We start from the raw sequence: 25,889 nt of genomic DNA, 5'->3' as shown, positions 1-25,889 counted from the left end.
CCCTAGATGTCCAGTATGAGGTCCAGTCCGATGTTGCGGCGTCCCAGCGGGATGTAGACATTGTCGCCGACCGGCAGGTTTCGATAGGCGTCCGCGATATTGGAGCCGGTCAGGCGCAGCGTATAGGGCGTCCGTCCGACCCGCCCCCGGAAACGCAGACCCATGTCCATTGTCGTGTAGCCGTCGATGAAGATCCGGTTGTCGACCGACGCCGCCTGCGAACTATAGCGGCTGAGGCCGGCATTGACCGACAGGCCGTCGATCCCCGGGATGCTGTAATCCGCATTCAGTTGCAGTTGCACATCGGGCTGGCCGACCGGGCGCGCACCGATCCCCCCCGGCGCGGCGGGGATATCCTCCACCCGGGGCGCGCCGACCAGGCCACCGGCGACGATCACCAGGCGGGGGCCGACCTGCGCGGTGACGCTCGCTTCCACCCCCTGATGATGCTCGTCCCCGATCTGCCGATAGACGTTGGCGGCGTCGAAGGTGAGATAAGGCTTGCGGATGTCGAAATAGCCCAGGATCACGGTGGTGCCGGCCCCCGGCCTCCAGCGGACACCCGCATCCCATTGGCGCGTGCGGAAGGCGGGCAGCACCTGGTTGCCATTGGCGGCGAAACCGGGCGCGCTACCGCCGTCCTCCAGGCCGCGGACGACGCTCGCATAGAGGCTGAGGTGATCGGTGAGCGCCACGCCCGCGCTGATCGATGGCAGCCATATCCCCTCCGACAGCTGGCTGCCCGGCGCATCGGCCGGACGGAGGGTCTGGGTATAGGCCGCGCGCTGCACGCCCAGTGCCAGTTCGCCCCGCTCCCCGACCTTGACGGAATAGTCCACCCCGAACGTCCATTGCCGGATGGCGCTGCTGGATTGCGGACCATAGGCCAGGGGGACAGGCGGTGCGACGATCCGGGTGGCCATCGAGGCGACTGCGCCGAGATCGATGTCCTGCTCGCCGCCGAAGCGGCTGCCATTGGATCGGCCCCGGACCATCAGGGTGATGCGCTGGTCGAACGCCCCCGTTCGAAACGCGCGGGACAGGCGCGCCTCGCCGCTGACGCTGGACGCCCGCGCGCGCGGAAAGGCGATCAGCAGGCGTTGGAAGCCTCGCGGGCCGTTCTGGACCACCAGGTTCTGGAACGAGCGACTGTCGCCGGTTTCCGAGCGGAACAGGCCGCCCCTCAGCGTCCAGCCGCCCCGGCTGCTGCGCATCATCACGCCGGCCAGGCTGTTGTAGCTGCTCTTGGTGGCCCAGTCCGGCCCCAGGAACGGTCCCCGGGGCGCCCTGGGAAACGCCCCCTCGCCATCGGCGACATAGATCGGCAGGGCGGTCTCGCCGAAGGTCTGGCGGCCGCCCAGAAAGGCGGCCACCTCGGTCTGGTCGGACAGGGCGGCGCGCGACACGCCTCCATAGGTCAGGCTCCGGCCCCGACCGCCATAGCCATCGCTGATCCGCGATGCGCCGAAGCCCAGCGCATTGGTGAGCGACAGCGACGACACCGGAAGCTCGGCATTGAGCGCATAACCATAGGAATCGTAGGAGTCGACGTAGACGTCGGTCGACAGCGACCGGGTCGTCGAACGCCCCTTCATGCTATAGTCGACGATACCGGTCGGGGCGGGAAAGGGATAGCCCTGCGCGGCGGGGCCGACGCGGATGGTGATCCCCGACCGGATCCGGCCGGTGGGTGGGGCGAGCAGATCGACATAAAGTCCCTCGATCCGGTTGTTGCCGGCGACCGCCGGCGAAAAGCCGCGTACGCTGTCGGTGCCGTAGAGGCCCAGCGACTCGTCGCCGACGATCGTGCCGAAGGCATCCTCGGCCGAGCGCACGGCATTGTCCGTCGTCGTCTGGCCCCAGCATGGCGCCCAGCCCCCGACCGCGAACAGGGCGGCGACCGTCGCGCGGAATGCGACCATCGGTCAGCCCGCCATGGCAAGCCGCGGCCTTGCCGTGCGCTTCGCCTGTTGCGCGACCCGGTGGGCGGGGCAGCCGAGATCGGCAGGGTCCATGGTCGACAGCCCGTGCAGCCAGGCTCCGAACTTTGGCGCGTCGAGCGTGAGCGTCCCGTCCGGGTTCAACTGTCCGACCCGATTATAATCACTGTTCAGCGCCAGGGTGCATTTGCCGATGCTGCCATCCGCCCGGATCGTGAAGGCATTCGCCTTGCCGGCATAGCAGACCGCCACCTGCCCCGGCTGGTCCGGGCGCGCGAAGCCGGGCAACAGGGCCGCCAGCCTGTGCTTGACCTCGTCCAGCCGCAGGTCCTGCTCGCCATAGACCGCATAGCCGCCGTCGCGCCGGCCGCCATAAGAGCCGACCTCCTTGAGATAGACGGTGAAGAAGCCTGGATCGAAATCCCCGCTGATCCGCTCCGCCAGCGCGAAGAGCGAGTCCGTGTTGTCGGGATGGATGTGAAGGCGGATCATCACCGTCGTGCCCGCCAGCGCGCCGCGCGGGTGAAGGACATCATAGGCCTGCAATAAGCCTGTCGAGCACAGCCAAGTTTATCACGATTTTCATCATAATAACCCACTGCGGTATCGAGCATCACAGCCCACACCTACTCCGCGACATGACCCAGATTAGTTGAGTGTGGGCGTTGTGTAAATAGCAGTCGCCCTTGAAAGCGGAAATTGCCAGCCCGGAATTTTCACCAGTCGCGACGGCAACTTGACCTAATAATAATCGGTACGGACGTCTTATATGGTGTGGCGCACAACTGGCCGCAAAGCAGGACGGGGGCGGGCCGATCGACTCGGCCGGATGCGATTACCGACGCCGCCCTCCGACAACACACCCCCACGCCCGACGACTCGTCCGGGCGTGGGGGGCCTGCGTGCGCCTCAATCCGCCGCGATCGGGCCGGTCGGCGCGTTCGGGCGGCGGGTGAACCAGACGATCGGGATCATCACCGCGCACAGCCAGGCCGACAGGCGGAACAGGTCGGTCGAGGCGAGCAGATAGGCCTGGCCGACCATCTGCCGCGTCACGGCGGCGGCCGCCTGAGTTTCGTTGAGGCCGAGCTTCGCCAGGCCGTCGCGCGCCATCTGCCACGGCACGCCCTGCCCGATCGCCTCGGCCAGCCGGCTCTGGTGCAGCGCCTCACGCCGATCCCAGGCGGTGGTGATGATCGACGCGGCGAACGATCCGGCGACGATGCGGGTGAAGTTCGACAGGCCCGTCGCGGACGGCAGGCGCTGCGGCGGGATGCGGTCGAGCGAGATGGTCAGCATCGCCAGGAAGAAGGTGCTCATCGCGACACCCTGCACCAGCACCGGCAGCATGATCTGCCCGAAACTGGCATTGGCGGTCAGTAGCGATCGCATCCAATAGGAGGCGGCGAAGGACAGGAACGCCACGGTCGCCAGCCAGCGCGCATCGATCTTGCCCGACATCCGCGCGACGAACGGGGTCAGCAGCACCGCCACCACGCCGCTTGGCGCCGCGACCAGTCCCGCCCAGGTGGCGGTGTAGCCGATCTGGGTCTGGAGCCACAGCGGCAGCAGCAGCGTATTGGCGAAGAACACCGCATAGCCCAGACAGAAAGCGATCGCGCCGATGGTGAAGTTGCGGCTCTTGAACAGCGACAGGTCGACGATCGGATTGGCGTCCGTCATCTCCCAGATGATCCAGGCGATCGCGCCGACCAGTGCGACGACGCCGAACACGACGATCCGCGGCGACTGGAACCAGTCGTCGTTCTTGCCCAGATCGAGCATGCACTGCAGCGAGCCGACCCACAGCACCAGCAGGAACAGCCCGACCTTGTCGATCGGCAGTTTGCGCGTCGGCGTCTCCCGGTCCTTCAGTCCGCGCCAGCACACCGAAGCGCAGGCAAGGCCGAAGGGCACGTTGATCAGGAAGATCCAGCTCCAATGGTAATTGTCGGAGATGTATCCGCCCAGGATCGGTCCCATGATCGGCGCGACCAGCGTCGTCATCGACCAGATGCCGAGCGCCGTCGAGCGCCGTTCGGCCGCGAAGATCGAGATCAGCAGCGCCTGGCTGCCCGGCATCATCGGCCCCGACACCGCGCCTTGCAGCACGCGGAAGAAGATCAAGGACGACAGGTTCCAGGCGATGCCGCATAGGAAGGAGGCGATGGTGAACAGCAGCACCGACAGGCAGAAGGTCCGCACCACCCCGAACCGCCCCATCAGGAAGCCGGTCAGCGGCACGCCGATGCCGTTCGCCACGGCGAAGGCGGTGATCACCCAGGTCGAATTGTCGCTCGACACGCCCAGATTGCCGGCGATCGTCGGCAGCGACACGTTGGCGATGGTCGAATCGAGCACCTGCATGAAGGTGCCGACCGCCAGCGCGATGGCGATCACCGCCAGCTTGCCGCCGGCGAGCGGGGGCGGCCCCCCTTCGCCCGCCGCCGGGGCCGGGCCGGCCATCAGCGGTTCGCCGCGATGATCTGGCGGATGCGCGCCTCCACCGCCGGGTCGTTGGCATCCGGCGAGGTCGCGCCGTAAGCCTGCGCCGCCGGCAGGCCCAGCCGCTGGCCGGACTTGCTCGCAGTATCGACCGTGGCGGCCACCGACAGGCCGACCCGCAAGGGATTGGCGCGCAGCTCGCGGGGATCGAGCTGGATGCGGACCGGGACACGCTGGACGATCTTGATCCAGTTGCCGCTGGCATTCTGCGGCGGCAGCAGGGCGAAGGCGTTGCCGCTGCCGGCACCCACGCCGATCACCTTGCCGTGATAGACCACGTCATCGCCGTACACGTCGCTGACCACGGTCGCCGGCTGGCCGATGCGCAGGTCCTTGAGCTGCGTCTCGCGGAAATTGGCGTCGACCCACAGACGGTCGAGCGGCACCACCGCCATCATCGGCGTCCCCGCCGCGACCTGCTGGCCGAGCTGCACCGTGCGCTGGGCGACGACGCCGTCGATCGGCGCGGTGATGTGCATATGCCCCGCCGTGATCGCCGCGCGGCGATAGGCGGCGGCGGCGGCCAGCACCGCCGGGTTGGTGTTGACGTCCGTCCCCTGCACGGCGGTGCGCGACTGGGTCTGCTGGCTGAGCGCCAGTTGCAGATTGGCGCGCGCGACCTTCACCGCATCGGCGGCATGGGCCAGCTCCTCGCCCGAGATCGCGCCCTCGGCGGCCGCGCCCCGGCGGCGGCGATAATCGTCGCTCGCCCGCGCCAGTTCGGCCCGCGCCTGCACCACCTGCGCCCCGGTCTCCGACAGGCGGGAGAAGGTGGCGCGGGTCGCGCGAACCGCGCGCGCCAGCTCGGCCTGGGCGGAGGCGAGACCGACATCGGCGGTCGCCGGGTCCAGGTCGATCAGCGGCTGGCCGGCCTTCACCATCTGGGTGTTGTCGGCATGGATCGCGGTCACCTGCCCCGGATCGCGCGCGGTGATCGCCACCACGTCGCCCGCGACATAGGCGTCGTCGGTCTCCTCCTCCGGCTTGGCGAGCAGGAAATGGAACACCGCCCAGACGATCAGGCCGATCAGGACGATCGCCCCCAGGATCAGCAGCCCCGTGCGCCGCCCGCGTGGATTGCCCCGGGGGGGAGATGCGGTCTGATCGGACGCTTCGGTGCGGGCATCGGTCATGGCTGGACACTTTCGGCAGAGAAGCCGCCGCCCAGCGCCATCACCAGCGCCACGCGCTGGCGGGCCGCTTCGGCGGCGAGATTGGTGGCGGTCAGGCGGGCGTCGAGCAGGCGCACGTCATTGTCGACCAGGTCGAGTTGCGAATTGAGGCCGCTGGACACACGGACGGCATTGAGCCGGCCGGTCTCGGCGAAACCGCGAACCACCTGCTCGGCGCGCTGGCGTTGGGCCTGGAGGTTGGTGGAGAGCGCCAGCGCGTCGGCCGCCTCACGGACCGCGCCGACCACCCGCTCGTTATAAGCGGCATTGGCGAGATCCACCTGCGCGGTCGCGCTCTCCAGCCCGGCGCGCAGCCGCCCGCCTTCGAAGATCGGCAGATGGATCGCGGCGCCGCCCCCGACGGTGCCGGCATCGAGCGAGAAGAGATTGCCGAGCCCGATCGCCTGGAGCCCGGCCAATGCGGTGAGGTTGACGTTCGGGTAATAGGCCCGGCGCGCGACCTGCTGTCCGGCCGCCGCCGCCGCGATCCGCGCCTGCGCGGCCGCGATGTCGGGCCGGCGGGCGAGCAGGTCCGCAGGCAGCACGCCCGGCACCGGCAGGCCGGCGTCGAGCCGGGCGGCGGTGGGGCCGATGCCGGCGGCATAGTCGCCGCCCCGCCCCGCCAGCGCCGCCAGCGCGTTGACCGCCAGCACCCGCGCCCCATCCGCCGCGGTCAGCGCCTCGCGCGCCTGGGCGAGCAGCGTGGCGGCCGCCGTCGACTGGACCTTGCTGGCCAGCTGGTTGCGAACCTGCGCCTCGACCAGCCTGAGCGAGCGTTCCCGCTCGGCGATGGTCGCGCGCGCGATCGCCGCCTGCGCATCCGCGCGGACCAGGTCGAGATAGGTCTGGACCACCGATCCCGCGATCGCCAGCCGCGCCGCCGCCACGTCGTAGCGCGCGGCCTGGGCGCTCTGCCGCGCTTCCAGGATCGCCGCCTGCTGCCGGCCGAACAGGTCGAGATTATAGCCGAGATTGGCGACACCCGTGCCGACGAAGCGGACGGTGCCGCCATAGGGCGGCGGGATGATGTAGCGACCCGACAGGCGCTGCACCTGGGGCGAGACATCGGCGCTGACGTCCAGGTTGCGCTCGGCCTGCTGACGCTCCAACCCCGCCTGCGCCTGGCGCAACCGGGCCAGCGCGGTGGCGAGCGAAGGGTTGCCGCCGGTCGCGTCGGCGACGATCCGGTCGAGCTGCGAGTCGCCGAAGCCGCGCCACCAGGCCTGATCGATATAGGGCGCCGGGCCGCCCGCCAGCCCCATCTGCGCCGGCATGACCGGCGTCACCGCCTGATGCGTCGCGGGCGCGGCACAGCCGGCGAGCAGAACGGCCAGCAGGCCGGCGGACCGGAACGCGCGGCTCATGCGCAGCCTCCCTCATTCACCGCGGTCTCGAACGTCGTCTTCAGCCGCTGCAACCCGCCGATCAGCCGGTCGAGCTCCTCGCGGTCCCAGTCGGCGAGCGCCGCGTTCCAGCAAAGCTGCACCTGGCGCTTGCAACGCAGCGCGATGGCGCGCCCCTCGTCGGTCAGCGTCAGGTTGATCTGGCGCCGGTCGCCTTCGTCGCGCGCGCGGCGCAGCAGACCGCGCTCCTCGAGCTGGTCGACGACGCGGGTCATCGCGCCCTTGTCATAGCCCATGTCCCGCGCCAGCGCGACGCAGGTATTGGCCTCGGTCAGCAGGATCATCGCCAGCGACGACCATTGCGTGCCGGTGATCCCCTCGCGCGCGAAGATCGGCTCGATCAGCTGCGCGCCCATCACATGGATGCGCCGGATCAGATAGCCGATCGAGTTGTTCGGCCGAAACGACTCATCATCATCGTACAGGTTCATGCGGTTGCCGTGGCAAAGGTTGCCTCGGCAGTCAATTATCTTTCCCGTCAGGATTGGACGAAATCCTGACGGTTCAGATCGACCGGATCAAGCGCGGCCGATCAGCCCTCGGGCGATCCGGTCGGCAACCTCGGACGCCGGGGCGCCGCTTGCCGCGCTCTCGGTCCAGACCTGCTCCAGCCGCTCGGGGATGCGGGCGATGCGCGCCATCACCTCGGCCTCGTCGCCATGGCCCAGATATTCCAGGCCGACATTGATGATGCCGCCGGCGTTGATGACGTAATCCGGCGCGTAGAGGATGCCACGATCATGGACGCGCTGGCCATCCTCGCGGACCGCCAGCTGGTTGTTCGCGCCGCCCGCGATCACCTTGGCGCGGATTTGCGAGATGCTCGTCTCGGTCAGCACCGCGCCCAACGCATTGGGGCTGACGAGATCGACATCCTGGGTCAGGATCGACTCGGCCGGCACCACGGTCGCGCCCAGCTCCGCCGCCATCGCCTCGGCGCGCGCGGCATCCACATCGGCCAGCGTCAGCACCGCGCCATCACGCGCCAGCAGACGGGCCAGGCCCCCGCCGACCGAGCCCAGTCCCTGCACCGCGACGCGCACGCCCTTCATGTCGGTCGCGCCCAGCCCGCGCTTCGCCGCCGCGACCACCCCCAGATAGACGCCGTGCGCCGTATAAGGGCCAGGATCGCCGCCCGCCGCGCCGCTGGCGACGGGCAGGCCGGAGACATAGCGCGTCTGGCCGGCGATCACCTTCATCCGCGCTTCGGACATGCCGACATCCTCGGCGGTCACATAACGGCCGCCGAGCGATTCGACCGCACGGCCGAACGCCTCCAGCTGTTCGGTGGTGATGACCGCGCCCGGCTCCGGCGCCAGCACGACACCCTTGCCGCCGCCGAGCTCCAGCCCCGCCATCGCGTTCTTGAAGCTCATGCCGCGCGACAGGCGCAGCGCGTCGGTGATCGCCCGGTCGCTATCGGCGTAATGCCAGAAGCGAACGCCGCCCGCCGCAGGGCCCAGCTTGGTGGAATGGATCGCGACGACCGCCTTCAGCCCCGAAGCCGGGTCGGTAAAGAGATGGATGCCCTCATGGTCGTCGAAATCGGGAAAACCCCAATTGCTGGTCATGAGCAGCCTCTCAGCGATGTCTGGAAGAAAGTGGGGCGACCGACGGGACTTGAACCCGCAACTTCCGGCATCACAAGCCGGCGCTCTAACCAATTGAACTACGGTCGCCGCGAAGGAGTTGGGCCGATAAGGGGTGATCGCCGGCCCGTCAAGCGGATCAGAAGCGTCCCTCGACAGAAAGTTGATAACCGCGTGGTCCAGCGACGAAACCGGCGGCTTGCAACCGTGCGATCGTGGCCGGGTCGCCGCCCTGCATCACCAATTCCGCCCGGTATCGGCCATCGCCGGTGATTCGCAGGGTGATGCCCTCGGTGCCCGCCGCACCGGTGAGCGGCAGGAGCAGCGCGCCGGCATCGCAGCGCGCATCGCCGCTGACCGAGGGTGGCAGGCCGACGCCCGCCACGTCGCCCGCCAGCGTCGCGGTGACGCGGCCCTGCGCCTCGCTGCACTGGTCGTCGCGGAAGCGGATGGTGACGTCGGCCAGGTCGAGAAAGGCGACCGGCAAAGGCTGGAACAGCGCGCCCGCGCCGATCCGCGCGGTCACGTTCTCGACCCCCATGCCATGCCGGCTGACAAAGGCGCGGGCCGACAGCGGCGGAATACCGGCCGCGCCCTCGCGCTCCAGCAGCAGCACCGCGCGGCCGGTCAGCAGCCCCAGCGGCGACAGGCGCGCATCGACATCGCCGATCGGCAATTGCCCGATGCTGGCATCGCGTAATCGGGCGTCCCACACGCTGCCTTCGACCTCACGCGCCACCAGACCCTGCCGACCGGCCGCGGCCCAGCCCAGCACCGCGCGCATCGGCAGGAAGACGATCAGCGCGACCAGCATCATCGCGCCGAAGAGCGCCGCCGGCCCGGTGGTCAGGCGAATCCGCCTCATGCCGCCCGCCCCCGCAGCAACAGCCGCGCCGAAACGGTGCGGTCGCCATTGTCGCTCAGCGTCGCGCCCTCGACGACGATCCCCGCCCGCTCCAGCCGCGCCAGCCAGGCCGTCAGCGCCGCCGCCCGCGCCGAGGTGATCGATACGCGCACGCCGTCTCCTTCCGGCTCCAGGCTGGCGAGCGGAAAGCCTGCCGTCTCCGCCTGTGCGCGGATCACGTCCGCCAGCGATCCGGTCAAAGGCGGCACCTTGCGCGCCGCGCCCAGCGCATCGACCACCGCGCGCGTCTCACCCAGCCGGATCACCGCCGCCGCGTGACGCTCGCGCGCGCCGGCCATCACGTCCGACAGCGGGCGGATCACCAACCCCCACAGGATCGTCACGACCGCTAGCGCGACCATGACCAGCAACAGCCTCTGCTCGCGCTTGGAGCGGCCCTGGAACCAGTGTCGAAGCGCGCTCATCGGCCACTCACCGTCAGTTCGCCGGTGATCCGACCATTAGCGGACTGGAAGACGCTGGCCTGCACCGCGAAGCCGGCGCGTTCCAGCGCCCGCTTCAGGTCGGTCGCCAGCGCCTCGCGCTCGACCGCGACCGACAGCCGCAGATCGCCATTGGCCGTGAAATCCATGCCCGTCACTTCGCTCCCCGGCACGCTGCGGATCGCGGCAAAGGCCGCCGCGGTGGTGGTGGTGAAGCCCAGGCCGGGCCCGATCACCCGGCCCGACCGCTCGGCGAGCTGCCGGTCGGGATCGGTCACCGTCTCGCCGCGCGGCAGGGCGGTGGCGGCGAGCGCATCGGCCTGCGCCTCCAGTCGATCCGCGGCGAAGCTATACTTGGCGACGCGGACCAGCGATATGGCGAAGCTGACCCCCAGGATCGCCGCGCCCAGCGCCGCCAGCCGCCGCACCAGCCGCCAGTCGATCGTGAAGGCGCGTCGCCGCGCGAACGTGCCCTGGCGCAGATCGAGCGCGGGGGCGGCGGTGGCGTCGAACAGCGCTGCATCCAGCACCTGGCGCTCGACCGTCGCGGGCGGCTCGCCACCGGTCACTAGCTCGGTCAGCCGTGCCTCGTCGGCGAACCCGCTGGTCCGGCCACGCACCACCGCCTGACCCGCCAGTTCGGCGCGGACATAGCCCTCGTCGGGGCGCGGCAGGAGCATCGGTGCCGGCACCAGCGCGACCGGGTCGACCCCGGCGGCGGCGAGCTGGTTCAGCCAGGCGCGCATCGTCTCCATGGCGACCACGCCGATCGGACGTTCGCCGCCGCCCTCGTCGCCCACCGCGACATGGAGTTCGCCCGGCGGCGCCGCGCTCGCCTCCGCCGCCAGCAGGCGCGCCGCCGCCACCGCCTGCGCGGGCGAGCGGGCGGGCAGTTCGGCCCAGTGAAGGGTCACCGCTTCGGCCGGCGCGACCGCGACGATCGGGTCCGGCTCCAGCGGCACGCCGTCCCCCCGGGCCATCAGCCCGGCGTCGCCGAACCGCATCCAGCGGAAGCCGGCCTCGCCGCTGGGCAGGAATAACAAGGTCGTCACGTATCTTCCCCCCATTGTCGCGCGACGAGGCGCACTGGCAGCCTCGATGCGTCGATCAACGCACGTTCCTGTAGTTGCGCGCCCGGCACCGTCACGTCCACCGTCATTCGGAACCAAGCGGTGGTCGCCGCCGTCTGCGCCGCCGCGTCGCTGGGCGTCGTCGCCCCTTTCCACAGGTCTAGCGCGTCCGACCAGCCCTGGGGCGGGCGGCGCAGCAGCAGCGCGCGGACCGAGTCGACGGACTGGGTGCCGTCGGGCGCCAGCATGGCGAGCAGCGGCGCCTGTTCCGGCAGCAGCGTGTTGACGTTGATCCGGCTCGGCTCCGCCACCGGCAGCGCGCAGACCCACGGCTTCAGCCGCGCATAGATGTCCGGCGTCATCCCCGCCACCGCGCGCAGCTCGCTGACGTCGGCCATCAGCGTGCCGGCGGTGCGATAACCGGTTTGCTGCCCGGTGTAGAAAGGATCTTCCGCGCCGCCGGGCTGCTGGTCCTGGTCGCTGTCGATCCAGTCGGCGGCGCTGGCCGCGATCTGGTCGGCGGACTGGCCCGAAATGCCGAGCAGCCGCATCAGCCGCGCGAACTGGATGCGCTGCAATCCGGCGGTCTGGTAGAGGCCGGGCGCACCGGCCGAGGTGGCCAGCCCATTGAGGTTGAAACAATTGCCGCCATCCACGACGCGCGCCACGGCCAGCCCGCCGCCAGGCAGCGGCAGCGGGAACGGCCGGTCGCTCCAATCGCCAAGCAGCGTCACGCGTCCCTCGCTCCTGGTCAGCAGATCGCCCAGCCGCACCGTCGCCATCGCCTCCGCCGCCACCGCATAGGCGCGCGCCTGGTCTGCGGCGGCGGCGTTGGCGGCGAGCCGCGTCGACAGGCGCAGCTTCTCCAGCGCCGCACCCGCCATGACCGCCACCACCGCGACCAGCATCAGCACGGTGAGCAGCGCCGCGCCGCGTTCGCCATGACGCTCAGACACCAGCCTGGCCTCCCAAGGGCGCTTCGGGCACGGGCTGTCCCCGCGGCAGCGAGGGTGGCGTGCTCGGAGCGCCCTCCGACGTGCTGCCTTTGGGGCCCGGCGCGCGAACGCCGCCGGGCCCGAACCCGGTGCCGACCAGCGCCATCATCCGCCAATGCGTGCCGTCGGCGCGGGTCAGGCGCAACTCCAGCGCCTGGGGCAAGGCGATTCCGCCCGCCCCGTCCCAGCGGTCGCTCCACGCGCCGGCATAGCGATAGCGGATGGTCATGCCGGTCACCCGGTCGAGCATCGGCGTCTGCGCCAGCGGCTGCGCGCCGTCGACCTCGGGATAGCCGATCCGCACCAGCGTCTGGCCCGACAGCCGCCACAGCACCTTCTGCAGATTGGGCCGGGCGGCGGCATCCAGATTGGTCCAGCCGCCCCGCGTGAACAGCAGCTCGCCAGGCTCGCCGACAAAGGCCGGGCGCAGCCGTCCAGCCTCGTCGCGGGCGCCGCGCGGGGTGGTCTGGGCCAGGTCGGCGGTCAATGCGGAGACGGTACGCGCCAATGCCGCCTGGTCGTCGAGCCGCGCCCCCGTCGCCGCCTGCGCCCGGATGCTGAACGACAGGATCGCGACGCCCGCCGAGGCGATCATGGCGAAGATCAGCAACGCGATCATCACCTCGACCAGAGTGAAGCCGTGTTCGGCGGAACGCCTTGCGGGCGTGAAGCCGGCGGACCGACAAGCTTCACCACGTCCACCATACCATCCCGGCGAGGGCCGGGATCCAGTTGGGCGACGCTGATGCGCTATCGCTGTCGCTCCGCAACTGGGCCCCGGCCTCCGCCGGGGTGGGGCGTGATGATCGAGACCGGGGCCTTGCGACCGACCCGCCTGCTCCGCGCCCGTCATGTCGCGACCGCCACTGCGGCGGCGGGACTGGGCGGCCGGATCATCGTCATCCGGCCGAGCACCTGACCCCGGACATTTTGCACCACCACGTCGATCCGCACCACCTGCCGGTCGCCCAGCGGCGTGATCTGCCGCGTCCAGCGCCAGTTGCGGCCGCCATTGACCTCGCCGCCCTCGGCGCGGCCGGGCTCGGGCGGCTGCGCATCGGTATAGGCATCGAGCGCGACATTATGCGCGACCATCTGCGCCGCCAGCGTCTCGTCGATCAGCGCCACTCCGCGCACCGTCGCGCCCTCCAGCCGGACGAGCGCGAGCGCCGCGAGGCTGAACACCGCCAGCGCGACCATGATCTCGATGAGCGTGAAGCCGCGCTCGGCCGGTCGGTCACTGGGCATCGGCGCGCACCTCGCCATCCGCGCCGATCCGAACCAGGGCGTCGTTGCCGTCGCGGCTCAGGCGGATATCGGCATTGCGATCCGCGACCCCGGTCGGATCGAAGGTAACGCGCAGCCGCCCCTGCCCCTCCACCAGCGAAGCGCGCGTTCCGTCCGCCCAGCGTTCGACGCGCAGCGGCTTGTCGGCGACGGGCGTCCAGGCGCCCGCAACCCGCCGGTCGAAACCATAGCCGCCGCTCGTCACCCACAGGCTGATCGGCTGCGACTGGACGATCGCCAGGTTGCGCGCCGCCTTGGTCCGCGCGGCGAGCCGCAACCCCTCGTCCAGCACGCGGCCGCGCGGATCGGGCATGACGAACGCCACGACCGCCGCGGACAGGCCGATGATGGTGACGACGATCATCAGTTCGACCAGCGTGAAGCCGTGTTCAGCGGAACGCCTCACCGGCGTGAAACCGTGTTCGCCGGAAGATTTCGTTCGTGTCCGCTGCCCAGGCCCCGGGACCATCCCGGCGACGGCTGGGATCCAGTTGGGAGACGTTAGTTCACCGTCGCCATCGCTCCGCAACTGGACCCCGGCCTCCGCCGGGGTGGAGCGTAGTGGTAGGAAAATCTCCGGTTTCACAAAGGTCCGGCTTACTGCCAGCTGCCGATGTCGGCATTGATCCCCTCGCCGCCTTCCTTGCCGTCGGCGCCGTAGGTCCAGACATCCGCCTCGCCATGCTGGCCCGGCGAGGCATAGAGATAGGGCCGGTTCCACGGGTCCTGCGGCAGGCGCTTGATATAGCCGCCCTGCTGGTAGCGCGACGCGTCGACGCCCGCCGGCGCGCTGGTCAGCGCCGCCAGCCCCTGCGTCGTGGTGGGATAGCTGCCCATCTGCAGGCGATAGAGTTCGAGGCCGTTCTCGACATTGGCGATATCGGCCTTGGCCTTCTGGATGCGCGCGGTGTCGCCCGATGGCAGCACGTTGAGCGCGACGATGGTGGCCAGCAGGCCGATGATGACGATCACCACCATCAGCTCCACAAGGGTGAAGCCGTTGCGTCTCGGCTGACGCTTCTTTGGTTCGATACGCATGAACATCCTCATTGCCCGGCCAATGTGTTGAGTTGCAGGATCGGCAGCAGGATCGATAGCACGATCGTCGCGACGATGCCGCCCATGATGACGATGATCGCCGGCTCCAGCAGCGAGAGGGCGGTCGCGGTGAACCGGTCGAACTCGCGCTCCAGATAATCCGCCGCGCGCTCCAGCATCTCGTCCAGCCGGCCCGCCGCCTCGCCGCTCGCCGCCAGATAGGTGAGGAGCGGCGGGAAGACGCCTGCCCGACGCATCGCGGCGGAAAGGCTGCCGCCGCCCCGGATCGCCTCGACGATATCGTCGGAGGCGACACGCAGCCGCCGGTTGTGGATCGTGCCGGCGGTCAGCGTCAGCCCTTCGAGCAGCGGCAGGCGGCTGGCGACCATCGTCCCCAGGGTGCGCGCCATCCGCGCCGCATGAAGGTCGCGCAGCAACCGGCCGAGCAGCGGGAGACGCAGCAGCCAGCTGTCGAAGGCCAGCCGGATCCCTGGCTCCTTGAGCGCGCGCCAGCCAGCCAGGCCGAGGCCGGCTACGACCAGCAGCATGATCCACCAGCCCGCGACCAGCACGTCCGACAACGCGATCACCATGCGGGTCAGCAGCGGCAGCTCCTGCCCGACCGTGTCGAACTGCTCCACCACCTGCGGCACCACGAACATCATCAGCGCGGTGACGACGCCCAGCGCCACCAGCGCCAGGATCGTCGGATAGGCGAGCGCGGTGATCAGCTTGCCACGGATTTCCGCCTGGCGCTCCAGCAACGCCGCCAACCGGTCGAGGATCGTCGGCAGCGTGCCCGAACTCTCCCCCGCCGCCACCATCGCGCGGTAGAGCGGCGGAAAGCTCTTCGGCTCGCGCGCCATCGAATCGGCCAGCCGCCGCCCCTCGACCACGCCGGCATGGACGGTGGAGACGATTCCGCGGACGCTGTCCTGCTCGGTCTGGCGGGTGATGGTGCGCAGACTTTCCTCCAGCGGCGAGACGCGGTTGAGCGTCGCGAGCTGGCGGGTGAACAATGTCAGCTGCTTGCCGGACATGCGCGCCCGACCCAGTTGCAGCCCGAACAAGGGACGCGCACGGACCGCCGGCGGCGCGCCCGGCTCGATCCGCACGACGTAGAGCTTCTGCCGGTCGAGCACCCGGCGCGCCGCATCCAGGTCGGCGGCGGCGACATGGCCGCGCTTCTCCGCGCCGCGCGTATCAATCGCGACATAGTCGAAATCAGCCATGCGCCGGCATCGTCATCGCGCGGCCTCGGCGGGAACGGCGTCCTCGATCGCGGGCGCGACATCGGTCACGTCGCGGCGGGAGACGCGGATCGCTTCCTCGGGCGTGGTCTGGCCGGCCAGCACCAGCTCGCGCGCCGCGCTCGCCAGGTCGGACGACCGACGGAAGGCATGGTCAGCGATCGCCTGTTCGTCGCCGCCCTCGTTGATCAGGCGACGGATCGTCTCGTCGACGCGCACCGCCTCGTAGACGCCGGTGCGACCGCGATAGCCGGTGTGGCCGCACTGGTCGCAGCCAACCGCCTGATAGACGATCGCGTCACCCGCGATGCCCAGCATCGGCGCGACCGTGTCGCGCGCCGGCACGGGGCGTCGGCAGCTCGGGCACAGCCGCCGCACCAGCCGCTGCGCGATCACCGCGCGCAGCGTCGAGGCGAGCAGGAACGGCTCCACCTTCATGTCGCGCATCCGCGTTATCGCGCCGACCGCGTCGTTGGTATGGACGGTCGACAGCACCAGATGGCCGGTCAGCGACGCCTGCACCGCGATCTCGGCCGTCTCGCGGTCGCGGATTTCGCCGACCATCACCACGTCCGGGTCCTGGCGCAGGATCGCGCGCAAGCCGGCGGCGAAGGTCAGGCCCACCTTGGCGTTGACCTGGGTCTGTCCGACGCCCTCGACCGCATATTCGACCGGGTCCTCAACGGTCAGGATGTTGCGGCTGCCATCGTTGAGCAGACGTAGCGCCGCATAGAGGCTGGTGGTCTTGCCCGAACCGGTCGGGCCGGTGACCAGGATGATGCCGTTCGGCTCCGCCAGCGCGCCGCGCAACAGGCCGAGCATCGCCGGGGTCATGCCGAGCGCGTCCAGGTCGATGCCCGCATTCTCCTTGTCCAGGATACGCAGCACCACCCGCTCGCCCGCGCGGCTGGGCAGGGTCGAGACGCGCACGTCGAGCAGCTTGCCGCCCAGGGTCAGCCCCATGCGCCCATCCTGCGGCACGCGCCGCTCGGCGATGTCGAGCCGCGCCATCACCTTGATGCGGCTGACCACCACCGGCGCGACATGCGGCGGCATCCGCATCGTCTCACGCAACACGCCGTCGATCCGCATCCTGACGACCAACCCGGTCTCGTAGGGCTCGACATGGATATCGGACACGCCGTTGCGCGTGGCGTCGGCGATGATGCCGTTGATCAACCGGATGGCAGGCGCGTCGTCGGCGGTGTCTAGCAGGTCCTCGGCGGTCGGCAGGTCGCCGGCCAGCGCGTCCAGCTCGTCGCCCATCCCCACCGCCGCCAGCGCCGTCGCGTGGCCGGTCATCGCGTAATTGTCCGAGAGCAGCCGGTCGAACGCCGCCGGCTCGACGATTGCAACGTCGAACGCCCGGCCCAGATGCCGCCGCACCTCGATCAGCGCCTTGGGATCGGCCCCTTCGCGCAGCGCCACGGTCAAATGCGAGTCGACATCGCTATGCTGCACCACCACGCCGAACTTGCGCGCGAAGGCATAGGGGATGGTGATCTGCGGCATCGGCGCGATCGCCTCGGCCGGGGTCTCGACCGGCAGCGCGACATCGGCCGCCACCAGGGGCGGCGGCTCCGCCATCGCCCCCATCGGCAGCGGGGCCGGATCGTCGCGGTCGCGGATCATCGCTTCCCCTTCGGCCGGATCGCCATCGACGGCTGGGTCTGGATCGGCACCGCGATGTTCGGGTCCTCGATGTTACCCGGCATCGGCGCGCGCGGGATCGGCGGCGCGGCGTTCATATAGTCGCGCACCAACTGGTCGATCGAGGGCTCGACGCCCGGCTGCGCATAGCCCTGCAGCGCGCGCAGATAGCCGTAGCGCTGCTCGGTCACGCGCCGGCTGTCCTCGGCGGTGCGCAGGATGGTCGGGCGGATGAAGACCATCAGGTTGCTCTTGGTGCGGCTGCGCGCGCGGCTCTTGAACAGATTGCCGACGAGCGGGATGTCGCCCAGCACCGGGATCTTCTCGATCGTCCGCCGCTCCGCATCGTCGAGCAGGCCGCCGATCACCGTGATCTGCCCGTCGTCGGGCGTGAAGACGTTCTCGAAGGCGCGCTTGTTGAGGATCAGCTCGCTGTTGTTGCTCGACACCGGTCCGGCGATCGAGCTGACCTCCAGCCGCACGAACAGCTTGAGCGAGCCGCCGGCATTGACCTGCGGTTTCACGTCGAGCTGGATGCCGACATTCTGGCGCTGCACCGTGCGGAAGGTGTTGTTGAAGTCGTTGGACAGCGCCTGGCCGGTGGTGACCGGAATCTCCTGACCCACCAGGCTGTGCGCCTGCTGATTGTCGAGCGTGATCAGGTGCGGCACCTGGAGCAGGTTCGAGGTGTTATCGCTCTTCACCGCATTGATGATCGCGCCGAAGATGGTGTCGCCGACCCGGCCGCCCCAGCCCGCGAACCCGCCCGATGTGCCGAGCAGCGAGCTGATCGCCGACTGCGCGAGCTGGTTGGAGATGGTGTTGTCGGTCGTGGTGGTCGTATTGTTGCCGTTGATTACGGTCGTCTGCGTCGCCAGCGAGCGTGCGCCGATCGCCCCGGCGATCTGGAGGATGTTGGGCGCGGAATTGCTGAACGTCGAGGCCGCGAACGCCCCGCCCGACAGATTGCCCAGAAGGAACTGCGCGCCCAGCCGGTTGACCGTGGCGTCGGACACCTCGGCGATGATCGCCTCGATCAGCACCTGTTCGCGCCGCGTGTCGAGCTGGCGCACCACCTCGGACAACTGCCGCTGGATATCGGCCGGCGCGGCGATGACGATCGCGTTCGCCCCGGCGAAGCGGGTGACCACCGCCGCCGTCCGGCCGCCCTGCGTCGACACCGCCGCCTGCTGTCCGTTCGGCGTGGCGTTGCCGCCGCCGCCACTGCCGCTCGTCTGGCTCGGCTGGATGATCTGCGGCGCGATCGTGCCGCTCGACGTGCCCGTCGTTCCGTTGGTGGTCTGGAACGAGCCGCGCGACAGCGTCGTCTCCTGCACCGGGTCGGGCGTCTGCCCGACCAGCCGCTGGAGCACGGGCAACAGCTGCTCGGCATCGGCATTCTCCAGGAAGACGACGCGGATCTCGGTGCCGCTCCTGGCCTTGCGGTCGAGATCGGCGGCAACCGCGGCAAGGCGGGCGACGGTCGCCGGATCGCCACGGATGACGACGGAATTGCTGCTGTCGACCGATACGACCGACACGGTGCCGCTGCTGCCGCCCGCCGCCGCGCTGCCGCCGCCCTGCCCCGTGCCCTGGCTCGCAGCACCGCTGCCGCCGCCGGCGAGCGTCTGAAGCGCGGTCGCGATCTCACGCGCGCCGGCATTCTGGAGCGTGACGACGCGGGTCGCGGCATTATCGGTGTCGATGCGGCGCAGCACCTCGCGGATGCGGCGGATATTGTCGCCGAAATCGACCACGACCAGGCTGTTGCCGGCGCGGTTGGCGGTCACCGAGCCCTGCGGGGAAACCAGCGGACGCACCGTCTCGGCCGCGCTCTGCGCATCGACCGAGCGCAGCCGGACGATCTCGGTCACGAAGCTGTTCCGCGCAGCGCCCGCCGATCCGACGCGGGTCGGCTGCGACGCGGCATTGTCGATCGGCTGGATGCGGAAGCTGCCATTGCCGGTCGGCACCGCGACCAGCCCGTTGGCGCGCAGCGTCGACAGAAAAATTTCGAAATATTCGGAGCGGGACAATGGCCGGTCGGTCACCACCGTGACCTTGCCGTTCACCCGGTTGTCGATGATGAAGGTGCGGCCGGTCACGCGTGCGGCGTCGGCGATGAACGCGCGGATGTCGGCGTCGCGCACGTTCAGCGTGGTTTGCGCCGCGATGGGCGCGGCCGCCAGGGCGGTCAGCGGCAGCGCGGTGAAGGCGAGGAGATGCGAAAGCTTCATTTGGAAGGGGCCGCTATCGTGATGGCGAGCGCCAGCGTCTGCTGACCGCGCTCGACGGTGATGGGGACGCTGCCGCCCCCGGCATAATCGGTGGCGATCCGGTCGAGATCGCCCGGTCCGTTGACAGCGCGCCCGCCGATCGCGGTGACGACGTCGCCCTCGCGCAGCCCGGCCTGGCGGAACGCCGCGCCGCTGCCCTGGGGCCGGACGACCAGGCCGCTGACCCGGCCGCTGTCGATGCGCGGGATGAAGCCGATTTCCTGACGGAGCTGGCCGACCGAAACGCCCGCCCCCGCGCCGGCCCCAGCACCTGCCAGGGCCGGGCCGCCGCCCAGCGTCGGTATCGCACCCGCGGCGCGCGATCCGACCTCGGCCGACGGCTGGGCCGCACCGCCTGCGGGCGGCGCGTCGGACTGATCGAGGAACAGGTCCTCGGCGGTGCCGCCACGATCGAGCGTGACATGGTCGAAGGCCACCGATTTCAGCGTGACGCCGGGCTGCACCTCCTCGCCCACCGCGACGCTCTTCTGCACGCCGTCCGCGCCGGCGACGATCGCCGAGCCGCGCCCCGTCGCCTCGTCCAGCCGGATGCCGAACAGCGTCAGTTGCAGCGGCGTCACCGTCGCGGGGCCCGCCTGGGGCGCATTGAGGCGGAAGAAAGGATCGAATTGGGCCAAGATCGCGGCTGGCGAGCCGGGCAGCGTCACGCCCGCTGGTCGCCAGTCGCCAACCGGTCCGACCGGGGTCGCGACGATCCAGACGAAGCGCGCGCACTGGACCGCCAGCGCACCCATCAGCACCAGCTCGGCCACCGAATAGACGTTGACGACGGGTATTCGCCGCAGCCAGCGGCGCGCCCGCGCGTCGAGCTTCAATCGCATCCTATTCCCATCCCGCCGGCTTGGGGCTTAACCATGCCATGTTACGTCTCGGCGTCAAACATCGGAAACAAAAATCCGCTGGCGTGACCGACCCAATGTTCGGCAGAAGATGATGCCATGACACTGCTTCCACCGCTCGGCAATGGACTGGATGCCATGGCCATCACCGATCATATCCTTTCCCAGGGCCAGGTGCAGAAAATCCCGGGCGGCAAGCTGACCTTGTTCGTCCGCCGCGCCTTCCTGCCGCCGGCGCTGTGCGCCGAGCTGGTCGCCCGGATCGATGCGGTGCGCCGCCCCTCGACGCTGGCCGACGGCAATGGTCACGCCGCCTATCGCACCAGCGAGACCGGCGACCTCGCCGCCGATGATCCGGTGGTGCAGGAGACCGAGGCGCGGATCGCCGCGCTCACCGGGCTGGACGGCGTCTATGGCGAACCGCTCCAGGGGCAGCGCTATGCGGTGGGTCAGGAGTTTAAGGGCCATACCGACTATTTCGAACCCGATGGCCTCGACTTCGACCGCTATTGCGGTGTCGCCGGCAACCGCACGTGGACGGTGATGGTCTATCTCAACGAACCCGAGGCGGGCGGCGCGACCCGGTTCAAGGCGATCGACAAGATCATCCAGCCGGAGACCGGCAAGCTGGTCTGCTGGAACAACCGCCGCCCCGACGGCACGCTGAACCCCGCGACGCTCCACCAGGGCATGAAGGTGCGAACCGGTGTGAAGTACGTGATCACGAAGTGGTTTCGCGAACGCCCCTGGGGGTGACCGATCCCAGCTCGGTCGCGAAGGGGCGGCGCGGCCCACCGCCGCCGCCCCTTCGCGATCAGAAGGTCACGCTCGCGCCCAGCGTGAAGATGCGGCCCTGGCGATAGCGGTTGATGAAGACCGTATTGCCATTCTCGAAATCCTGCCGCTCCTGATAGCGCGTGCCGGTCAGGTTGCGCGCCTCGGCCTTGATCTCGAACTGGCCGCCGAACGCCTCCACGCCCTGGCGCGCGACGAGGTCGAGCCGGATGCCCGGCCGTTCGATGATGTCAGGCTGGAAGCCGGTGCCGCTCAGATAGCTGGGCCCCCGATTGGTGACGCGGTTGCTGGCATAGTTGAACAACAGGGTCACCGCCGACAGGCTGTCCGTATCCTCGACGCCAAGCTGGACGTTGACCAGATGGTCCGACTGCCCGGTCAGCGGCGCGCCGTTGCGGAACTGGACATTGGCGGGGGCGAAGCCGGGGCCGCAGGGCGCGATCTGCACGCCCAGGACGCTCGGCACGCACTGCGCATCGGCGGTGATCTTCGACTGGGTATAGGTGTAGTTGGCGATGATCACCGCCCGTCGCGTCTCGAACAGACCGCCAAGGGCCGTCAGCGGCACGTATTTCTGCACCTCGGCCTCCGCGCCCCACAGGGTCGCCTTGGGCAGATAGGTGAAGCCCGTCTGGAGCCGCGCATCGGGCGTCGGAAAGAAGCCGACCTGCTCGATCGGATTGTCGATCCGCTTGTAGAAGCCCGACAGCGTCGCGCGCTGGTCGCGCGCGAAGAACCATTCGTAGCGTGCTTCCAGATTATAGAGCTTGGAATCCTTCAGGAACGGGTTGCCGAAGAACAGTCGGTCGGACTCGAAGTCGCGGAACGCCTGAGGGGCCAGTTCGCGAAATTGGGGACGCGCGATCGTCTTCGACGCGCTGGCGCGTAGCTGCATGTCGCTGGCGAAATTCCACGTCAACGTCGCCGCCGGCAGGAAATAATCGTTGTTCAGCCGTGTGCCGGTGGCGTTGATCGGGTCGACCCGCTCCTTCGCCGTCTCGTAGCGCAGGCCGATCGTGGCGCGCAGGCCATCGGTCGCCTCCGCTTCGATCTGGGCGTAGCCGGCATGGATCAACAGGCTGGCGTCATAGGCGTAGGAGCCGTTCTGCCCCGCGTCGAAGCGCAGCTGCACCGCGTTCTGCGCCGGATTGGCGGCCACCGGGCAGCCGTTCAGCACATCGGGCGACAGGAGATAATCGGGGCGGAACAGGTTGCAGGGGAACGGGATCGCGCCGCCGGTCGTGGTCTGGAACACGAAGGGCAGACGGGTCGAACTGCGCTCGTTCTTCTGGAAGTAATAGCCCGCCGACAACGTCATCGGCCGCTCCAGATTGGGCCGCCACGAGGCATCGGCCTGCGCCGTGTAGAGATTTTCGTTCAGCCGACTGAACACCACCGTCGCGAACCGGTCGAAGGCGTTGGTCGCCTGATAGACGCCGGGGCACTGGATGCCCTCGGACGCATTCGCCTCGGTGACGGTGACGTTGAGCGACGTGTTGCAGAGGTAGATGAACTGCCGCTCGTACGGCGCCAGGCGCTTGGAATTCGCATAGGCGCCGCGCACGTCGAGCTGCACCCGGTCGAACGGCTTGAACTCGCCGACCAGCTGCGACTCGATCAGCTGACGCTCGAACCAGTTGGTGTTCTGCTGGAAGATCGGCGCGCCGCTGCTGTTGTTGTAGACGGTGGCGGCCGAGCCGCGCGCCTGCTTCAGCGTGTCGTGGATATAGATGTTGGTCAGGCGGACCGTGTTCTTGCCAAATTCGTAGCCGAGGCCGAGCAGCGCGTTCACCACCGCGCGATTGTCGGTGATGAGCGTCGAGAAGTCGTTGCGCAAGGCGCCGGTCGCCGAGATCGTGTCCTGCTGCGTCGCGTCGCGCGTACGCCAGGTGTTGCTGATGCTGGCCGAACCGATCACGCCCACCCGGTCGCTGCCGACATCCTTGACAATGCCGAAGCTGACCTCGCCCGAGCCATTGGCGGGCAGCTGGTTGTTGCGCTGGAGCAGGGTGGTGCGCGCGTTGGAGAGCTGCGCAACCTGTTCGGTCGGGATGATGCCGTTGCCGTTGGGCGCATCGGTGATGAAGCCCGGCACGCGACGTTCGCCGGAGTCGAAGCCGATCCAGTCGTGCTTGCCGCCCTTGTAGGTATAGCCCAGCTCGCTGGTCGTCACCGTATCCGCCGAGATGGTGCCGCCCATCGAGACGAAGCTCTTGTCTGGGATCGCCTTGGTCGTCAGGTTGATGACGCCGCCGCCGAACTCGCCCGGATAGTTGGCGGAATAGGTTTTCTGCACCAGCGCCGAGCCGACGATGGTGGTCGGGAAGATGTCGAGCGGCACCGAACGGCGCAGCGGCTCCGGGCTGGGCAGCGGCGACCCGTTCAGCAGCGCCGAGGAATAGCGGTCGCCGAGGCCGCGGACATAGACGAAGCCGTTGCCGACCACCGACAGGCCGGTGACGCGGGTCAGCGCGCCGGCGATGTCGCCCTCGCCCGTGCGCGCGATGTCGGCGGCGGACAAGACCGAGATGACCTGCGGCGTGGCGCGGATCGTGTTCGGGATGTTGCGGCCGACGACGACAATGTCCTCGGCGGCGGCGGGGTCATAGCCAGGCGTCGAGACCTCGACCGCCGGCTCCTGCTGATCGGCGGTCGTGCCGGGCTGGGCCAGCGCCTGGCCTTGCGCAGCGTCGGCGGGGGCGTCGACCTCGGTCCCGGTGGTGCTGGCCGGCGGCGAGGACTGCGCCGCCGGGCTGCCGCCCGCGACCTGGGCGAGCGCCGCCGGGGCGACGAAATGCGAGGTGAGAAGGAGAAGCGAGGCGAAGGCGGGGCGCTGCAGCATGACCGATGTCCGGATCAGGGGAAAATGGACGATGCCGGGGCGGTCAAGGCCACCCCGGCATCGCGTCGCTCAAGGAGCGGTGCGCCTCAGCGGCCCTGGCACTCGAAATAGACCGAGTTGAAGGTCGGCGGGCCGACATCCTGCAAGGCCGAGTTTGCGGCGCGGATGGTGGTGCGGCCGCCATTGTCCTCGCCCGCCACCAGGTTGACGCAGGCGACGCCCTGCGGCGTCTTCACGATGCCGTTGACGAAGGCCATGTCGGCACCGCCACGCAGGCGGATCGCCGCCGGCGCGGTCGCGGTCTGGATGAAGGTGAAGTTGGCGTAACGCGCGAAGGTGCGCGGCAGCAGGTCCTCGGCCCCGTTCGAGTCGATTTCGGTCGAGAAGCTGTCGGCGGTCGCGCCCAGCGGCTTCTGCGCAGTGATCATGAACTGGATGAAGCCGCGATAGCCATTGTCGATGTCGAAGCCGTCATCGTCGGCGCCGGTCATCACCATGTACTTCATGTTGGCGGTGCCGCCGAAGATCTCGACGCCGTCATCGGCCGAATTGTGGCTCTGGATATGGTCCAGCGTGGTGCCCGAGCCGACGCCGCCCAGGGTCAGGCCCTGCAGCTCGTTGCCTTCGCTGATCGCGATGCCGGTGTAGCGGATCTGCACGAACTGCATCGTGCCGCTGCTGTCGGCCTGGTTGGTGCCGCCGTAGAAGCGATTGGTCACGCCCTCGATCGGGTTCTGGCAGGTCGAGCTGGTGCCTTCCGCATTGTTCGGGCCGGTGCCGGCGGCGCAGACCGCGGTCGGCGCCCGGCCGAGCAGCACGATGCCGCCCCACAGGCCCTGAGTCGCGTCGGACACGCCGTTCGACGCCAGGTTCTGCTGCGCGGTGAAGACGATCGGGGCGGCGGCGGTGCCGACCGCGTTGATCTTCGACCCGCGATTGACCAGCAGCAGATCGTTGGTGCTCTCCGACGAATCCGCCGCCAGCACGACGCCGGCCGCGATCGTCAGCGTCGCGGTCGCACCGGTCGCCACGTTGCCGACCTCGGTCTGGCCACGGAAGCGATAGACGACGCCGGCAATCTTGGGCAGCGACAGGTCGGTGTCGATGATCTGCGGCAGGCGGCAATAGCGGAAGGTCGGGCTGCTCGACGAATTGGTGCCGTCGTCGATCGTGCCGGTCGGACACGATCCGGCCACCGGCGAGCCGATGCTGGGCACGGCGGTGCAGGACGCGCTGCCGCTGCCGAAATTGGCGGCGGTCGAGTTGCAGGTCCAGCCAATGAAGTTGTTGTCGTTCGGGCCGCTGGTCGCGCCGATGAAGTTCGCGGGCGTGAAGAAGCTGCCCAGGCGGGTCGGGTCGCTGGCGGCGACCGGCGTGGCGTTGGTCGGATAGACGCCGTTCAGGATATTCGTGCCGCTGACGGCGTTGTTGGTGCCAGCATTGACCAGGTCGAGCTGCTCCTGCGACGTGATGGTGATGCCGTTCACCGTGGTCTGCGCGGCGAATTGCGCGGCAGTCAACGCGGTCGGGGTCGGCGTGGCGGTAGGCGTCGGGGTCGGCGCGGGCGTCGCCGGATTGATGACGGTGATCGCGCCGGCGCCGGGCGACGCCACGCTGTCCGCGCCGCCGCAGGATGCGAGCAGGACACAGGCCGAACCCGCCATCAGCAGGCGGGTGTAGCGCGAAAAGCTTGCCATCTCGAAGAACTCCGTCGATCGTTGTCTTTATGTCGGCACCTGGGCGATGCCGCGATCGACGCGGGTCCCCCTGCCGATCTCGGACTTGCGGTTAGGCCGTTTAGATGACGGGAAAATGCGATTCCGATGACGGGATCGTGACTGGTTCGTGACGGATCGGTTACAGCAGCGCC

The 25,889-nt window shown here is 69.3% G+C and carries 22 protein-coding genes and 1 tRNA gene; 1 reads left to right on the top strand and 22 read right to left on the bottom strand.

Going from position 1 to position 25,889, the window contains the following annotated elements:
* Nucleotides 1-2: 2 nt before the first annotated feature.
* The 20 genes from GGQ96_RS06580 to GGQ96_RS06485 all read right to left on the bottom strand — a co-directional run bounded on the left by GGQ96_RS06580 (nt 3) and on the right by GGQ96_RS06485 (nt 20,364).
* Nucleotides 3-1,922 carry a TonB-dependent receptor domain-containing protein gene (locus GGQ96_RS06580; RefSeq protein ID WP_184112824.1) on the bottom strand — a complete coding sequence of 640 codons (1,920 nt, stop codon included), beginning with the start codon at nt 1,920-1,922 and terminating at the stop codon, nt 3-5.
* A gap of 3 nt (nt 1,923-1,925) precedes the next feature.
* On the bottom strand, nt 1,926-2,486 hold the full coding sequence (locus GGQ96_RS06575) for a radical SAM protein (protein ID WP_184112822.1): 561 nt from the start codon (nt 2,484-2,486) through the stop codon (nt 1,926-1,928).
* Nucleotides 2,487-2,849: 363 nt separating this feature from the next.
* Entirely contained in the window at nt 2,850-4,406 is a 1,557-nt protein-coding gene (locus GGQ96_RS06570) for a DHA2 family efflux MFS transporter permease subunit (protein WP_184112820.1), read from the bottom strand.
* A complete protein-coding gene (locus tag GGQ96_RS06565; protein ID WP_184112818.1) occupies nt 4,406-5,578 on the bottom strand; it encodes an HlyD/EmrA/EmrK family protein in 1,173 nt (390 codons plus the stop codon). Before GGQ96_RS06565 ends, GGQ96_RS06570 begins: the two co-directional genes overlap by 1 nt.
* Nucleotides 5,575-6,981, bottom strand: coding sequence for an efflux transporter outer membrane subunit (locus tag GGQ96_RS06560; RefSeq protein ID WP_184112816.1), 1,407 nt, complete (start codon nt 6,979-6,981; stop codon nt 5,575-5,577). The genes GGQ96_RS06565 and GGQ96_RS06560 overlap by 4 nt, the downstream gene beginning before the upstream one ends.
* The gene (locus GGQ96_RS06555) at nt 6,978-7,451 is read right to left on the bottom strand and encodes a MarR family winged helix-turn-helix transcriptional regulator (protein ID WP_184112814.1); all 474 of its coding nucleotides are present in this window, start codon (nt 7,449-7,451) and stop codon (nt 6,978-6,980) included. Before GGQ96_RS06555 ends, GGQ96_RS06560 begins: the two co-directional genes overlap by 4 nt.
* 87 nt (nt 7,452-7,538) lie before the next feature.
* Nucleotides 7,539-8,591, bottom strand: a complete 1,053-nt coding sequence (locus GGQ96_RS06550; protein WP_184112812.1) for a Glu/Leu/Phe/Val family dehydrogenase — start codon at nt 8,589-8,591, stop codon at nt 7,539-7,541.
* Between the two features lie 31 nt (nt 8,592-8,622).
* Nucleotides 8,623-8,699: transfer RNA gene (locus tag GGQ96_RS06545), tRNA-His, on the bottom strand.
* Between the two features lie 49 nt (nt 8,700-8,748).
* Entirely contained in the window at nt 8,749-9,474 is a 726-nt protein-coding gene (gene gspN, locus GGQ96_RS06540) for a type II secretion system protein N (protein WP_184112810.1), read from the bottom strand.
* Nucleotides 9,471-9,938, bottom strand: coding sequence for a type II secretion system protein GspM (gene gspM, locus GGQ96_RS06535; protein WP_184112802.1), 468 nt, complete (start codon nt 9,936-9,938; stop codon nt 9,471-9,473). Before gspM ends, gspN begins: the two co-directional genes overlap by 4 nt.
* A complete protein-coding gene (gene gspL, locus GGQ96_RS06530; protein ID WP_343058948.1) occupies nt 9,935-11,008 on the bottom strand; it encodes a type II secretion system protein GspL in 1,074 nt (357 codons plus the stop codon). Before gspL ends, gspM begins: the two co-directional genes overlap by 4 nt.
* Complete coding sequence (gene gspK / locus GGQ96_RS06525) at nt 11,005-11,982, bottom strand: type II secretion system minor pseudopilin GspK (protein ID WP_343058947.1); 978 nt, start codon at nt 11,980-11,982, stop codon at nt 11,005-11,007. The genes gspL and gspK overlap by 4 nt, the downstream gene beginning before the upstream one ends.
* Nucleotides 11,975-12,874 carry a type II secretion system minor pseudopilin GspJ gene (gspJ, locus tag GGQ96_RS06520; RefSeq protein WP_184112798.1) on the bottom strand — a complete coding sequence of 300 codons (900 nt, stop codon included), beginning with the start codon at nt 12,872-12,874 and terminating at the stop codon, nt 11,975-11,977. The genes gspK and gspJ overlap by 8 nt, the downstream gene beginning before the upstream one ends.
* Entirely contained in the window at nt 12,871-13,269 is a 399-nt protein-coding gene (gene gspI, locus GGQ96_RS06515) for a type II secretion system minor pseudopilin GspI (protein ID WP_184112796.1), read from the bottom strand. Before gspI ends, gspJ begins: the two co-directional genes overlap by 4 nt.
* Nucleotides 13,259-13,714, bottom strand: coding sequence for a GspH/FimT family pseudopilin (locus GGQ96_RS06510; protein ID WP_343058946.1), 456 nt, complete (start codon nt 13,712-13,714; stop codon nt 13,259-13,261). Before GGQ96_RS06510 ends, gspI begins: the two co-directional genes overlap by 11 nt.
* 191 nt (nt 13,715-13,905) lie before the next feature.
* Nucleotides 13,906-14,346, bottom strand: coding sequence for a type II secretion system major pseudopilin GspG (gene gspG / locus GGQ96_RS06505; protein ID WP_184112793.1), 441 nt, complete (start codon nt 14,344-14,346; stop codon nt 13,906-13,908).
* 8 nt (nt 14,347-14,354) lie between these two features.
* A complete protein-coding gene (gene gspF, locus GGQ96_RS06500) occupies nt 14,355-15,578 on the bottom strand; it encodes a type II secretion system inner membrane protein GspF (RefSeq protein WP_184112791.1) in 1,224 nt (407 codons plus the stop codon).
* A gap of 12 nt (nt 15,579-15,590) precedes the next feature.
* Nucleotides 15,591-17,108 (bottom strand): type II secretion system ATPase GspE, encoded by a 1,518-nt coding sequence (gene gspE, locus GGQ96_RS06495; protein ID WP_184113207.1) that lies wholly within the window; start codon nt 17,106-17,108, stop codon nt 15,591-15,593.
* 116 nt (nt 17,109-17,224) lie between these two features.
* Nucleotides 17,225-19,483, bottom strand: coding sequence for a type II secretion system secretin GspD (gene gspD / locus GGQ96_RS06490; protein WP_184112789.1), 2,259 nt, complete (start codon nt 19,481-19,483; stop codon nt 17,225-17,227).
* Nucleotides 19,480-20,364: a type II secretion system protein N gene (locus GGQ96_RS06485; RefSeq protein ID WP_184112787.1), complete on the bottom strand. Its 885-nt coding sequence runs from the start codon at nt 20,362-20,364 to the stop codon at nt 19,480-19,482. The genes gspD and GGQ96_RS06485 overlap by 4 nt, the downstream gene beginning before the upstream one ends.
* Before the next feature lie 117 nt (nt 20,365-20,481).
* On the opposite strand from GGQ96_RS06485, the gene GGQ96_RS06480 reads away from it, so the two are divergent.
* Entirely contained in the window at nt 20,482-21,138 is a 657-nt protein-coding gene (locus GGQ96_RS06480; RefSeq protein WP_184112785.1) for a prolyl hydroxylase family protein, read from the top strand.
* Nucleotides 21,139-21,196: 58 nt separating this feature from the next.
* Here GGQ96_RS06480 and GGQ96_RS06475 read toward each other — a convergent pair whose 3' ends face one another.
* Both GGQ96_RS06475 and GGQ96_RS06470 read right to left on the bottom strand, forming a co-directional pair.
* Entirely contained in the window at nt 21,197-24,019 is a 2,823-nt protein-coding gene (locus GGQ96_RS06475) for a TonB-dependent receptor domain-containing protein (RefSeq protein WP_184112783.1), read from the bottom strand.
* A gap of 86 nt (nt 24,020-24,105) precedes the next feature.
* Nucleotides 24,106-25,716, bottom strand: a complete 1,611-nt coding sequence (locus tag GGQ96_RS06470) for a hypothetical protein (RefSeq protein ID WP_184112781.1) — start codon at nt 25,714-25,716, stop codon at nt 24,106-24,108.
* Nucleotides 25,717-25,889: the final 173 nt, after the last annotated feature.

It is taken from the genome of Sphingomonas abaci (assembly GCF_014199625.1).
Classification (GTDB): domain Bacteria; phylum Pseudomonadota; class Alphaproteobacteria; order Sphingomonadales; family Sphingomonadaceae; genus Sphingomonas; species Sphingomonas abaci.
Note: the sequence above shows the minus strand (reverse complement) of the source record. Positions and strands in the feature narration are given on the sequence as shown.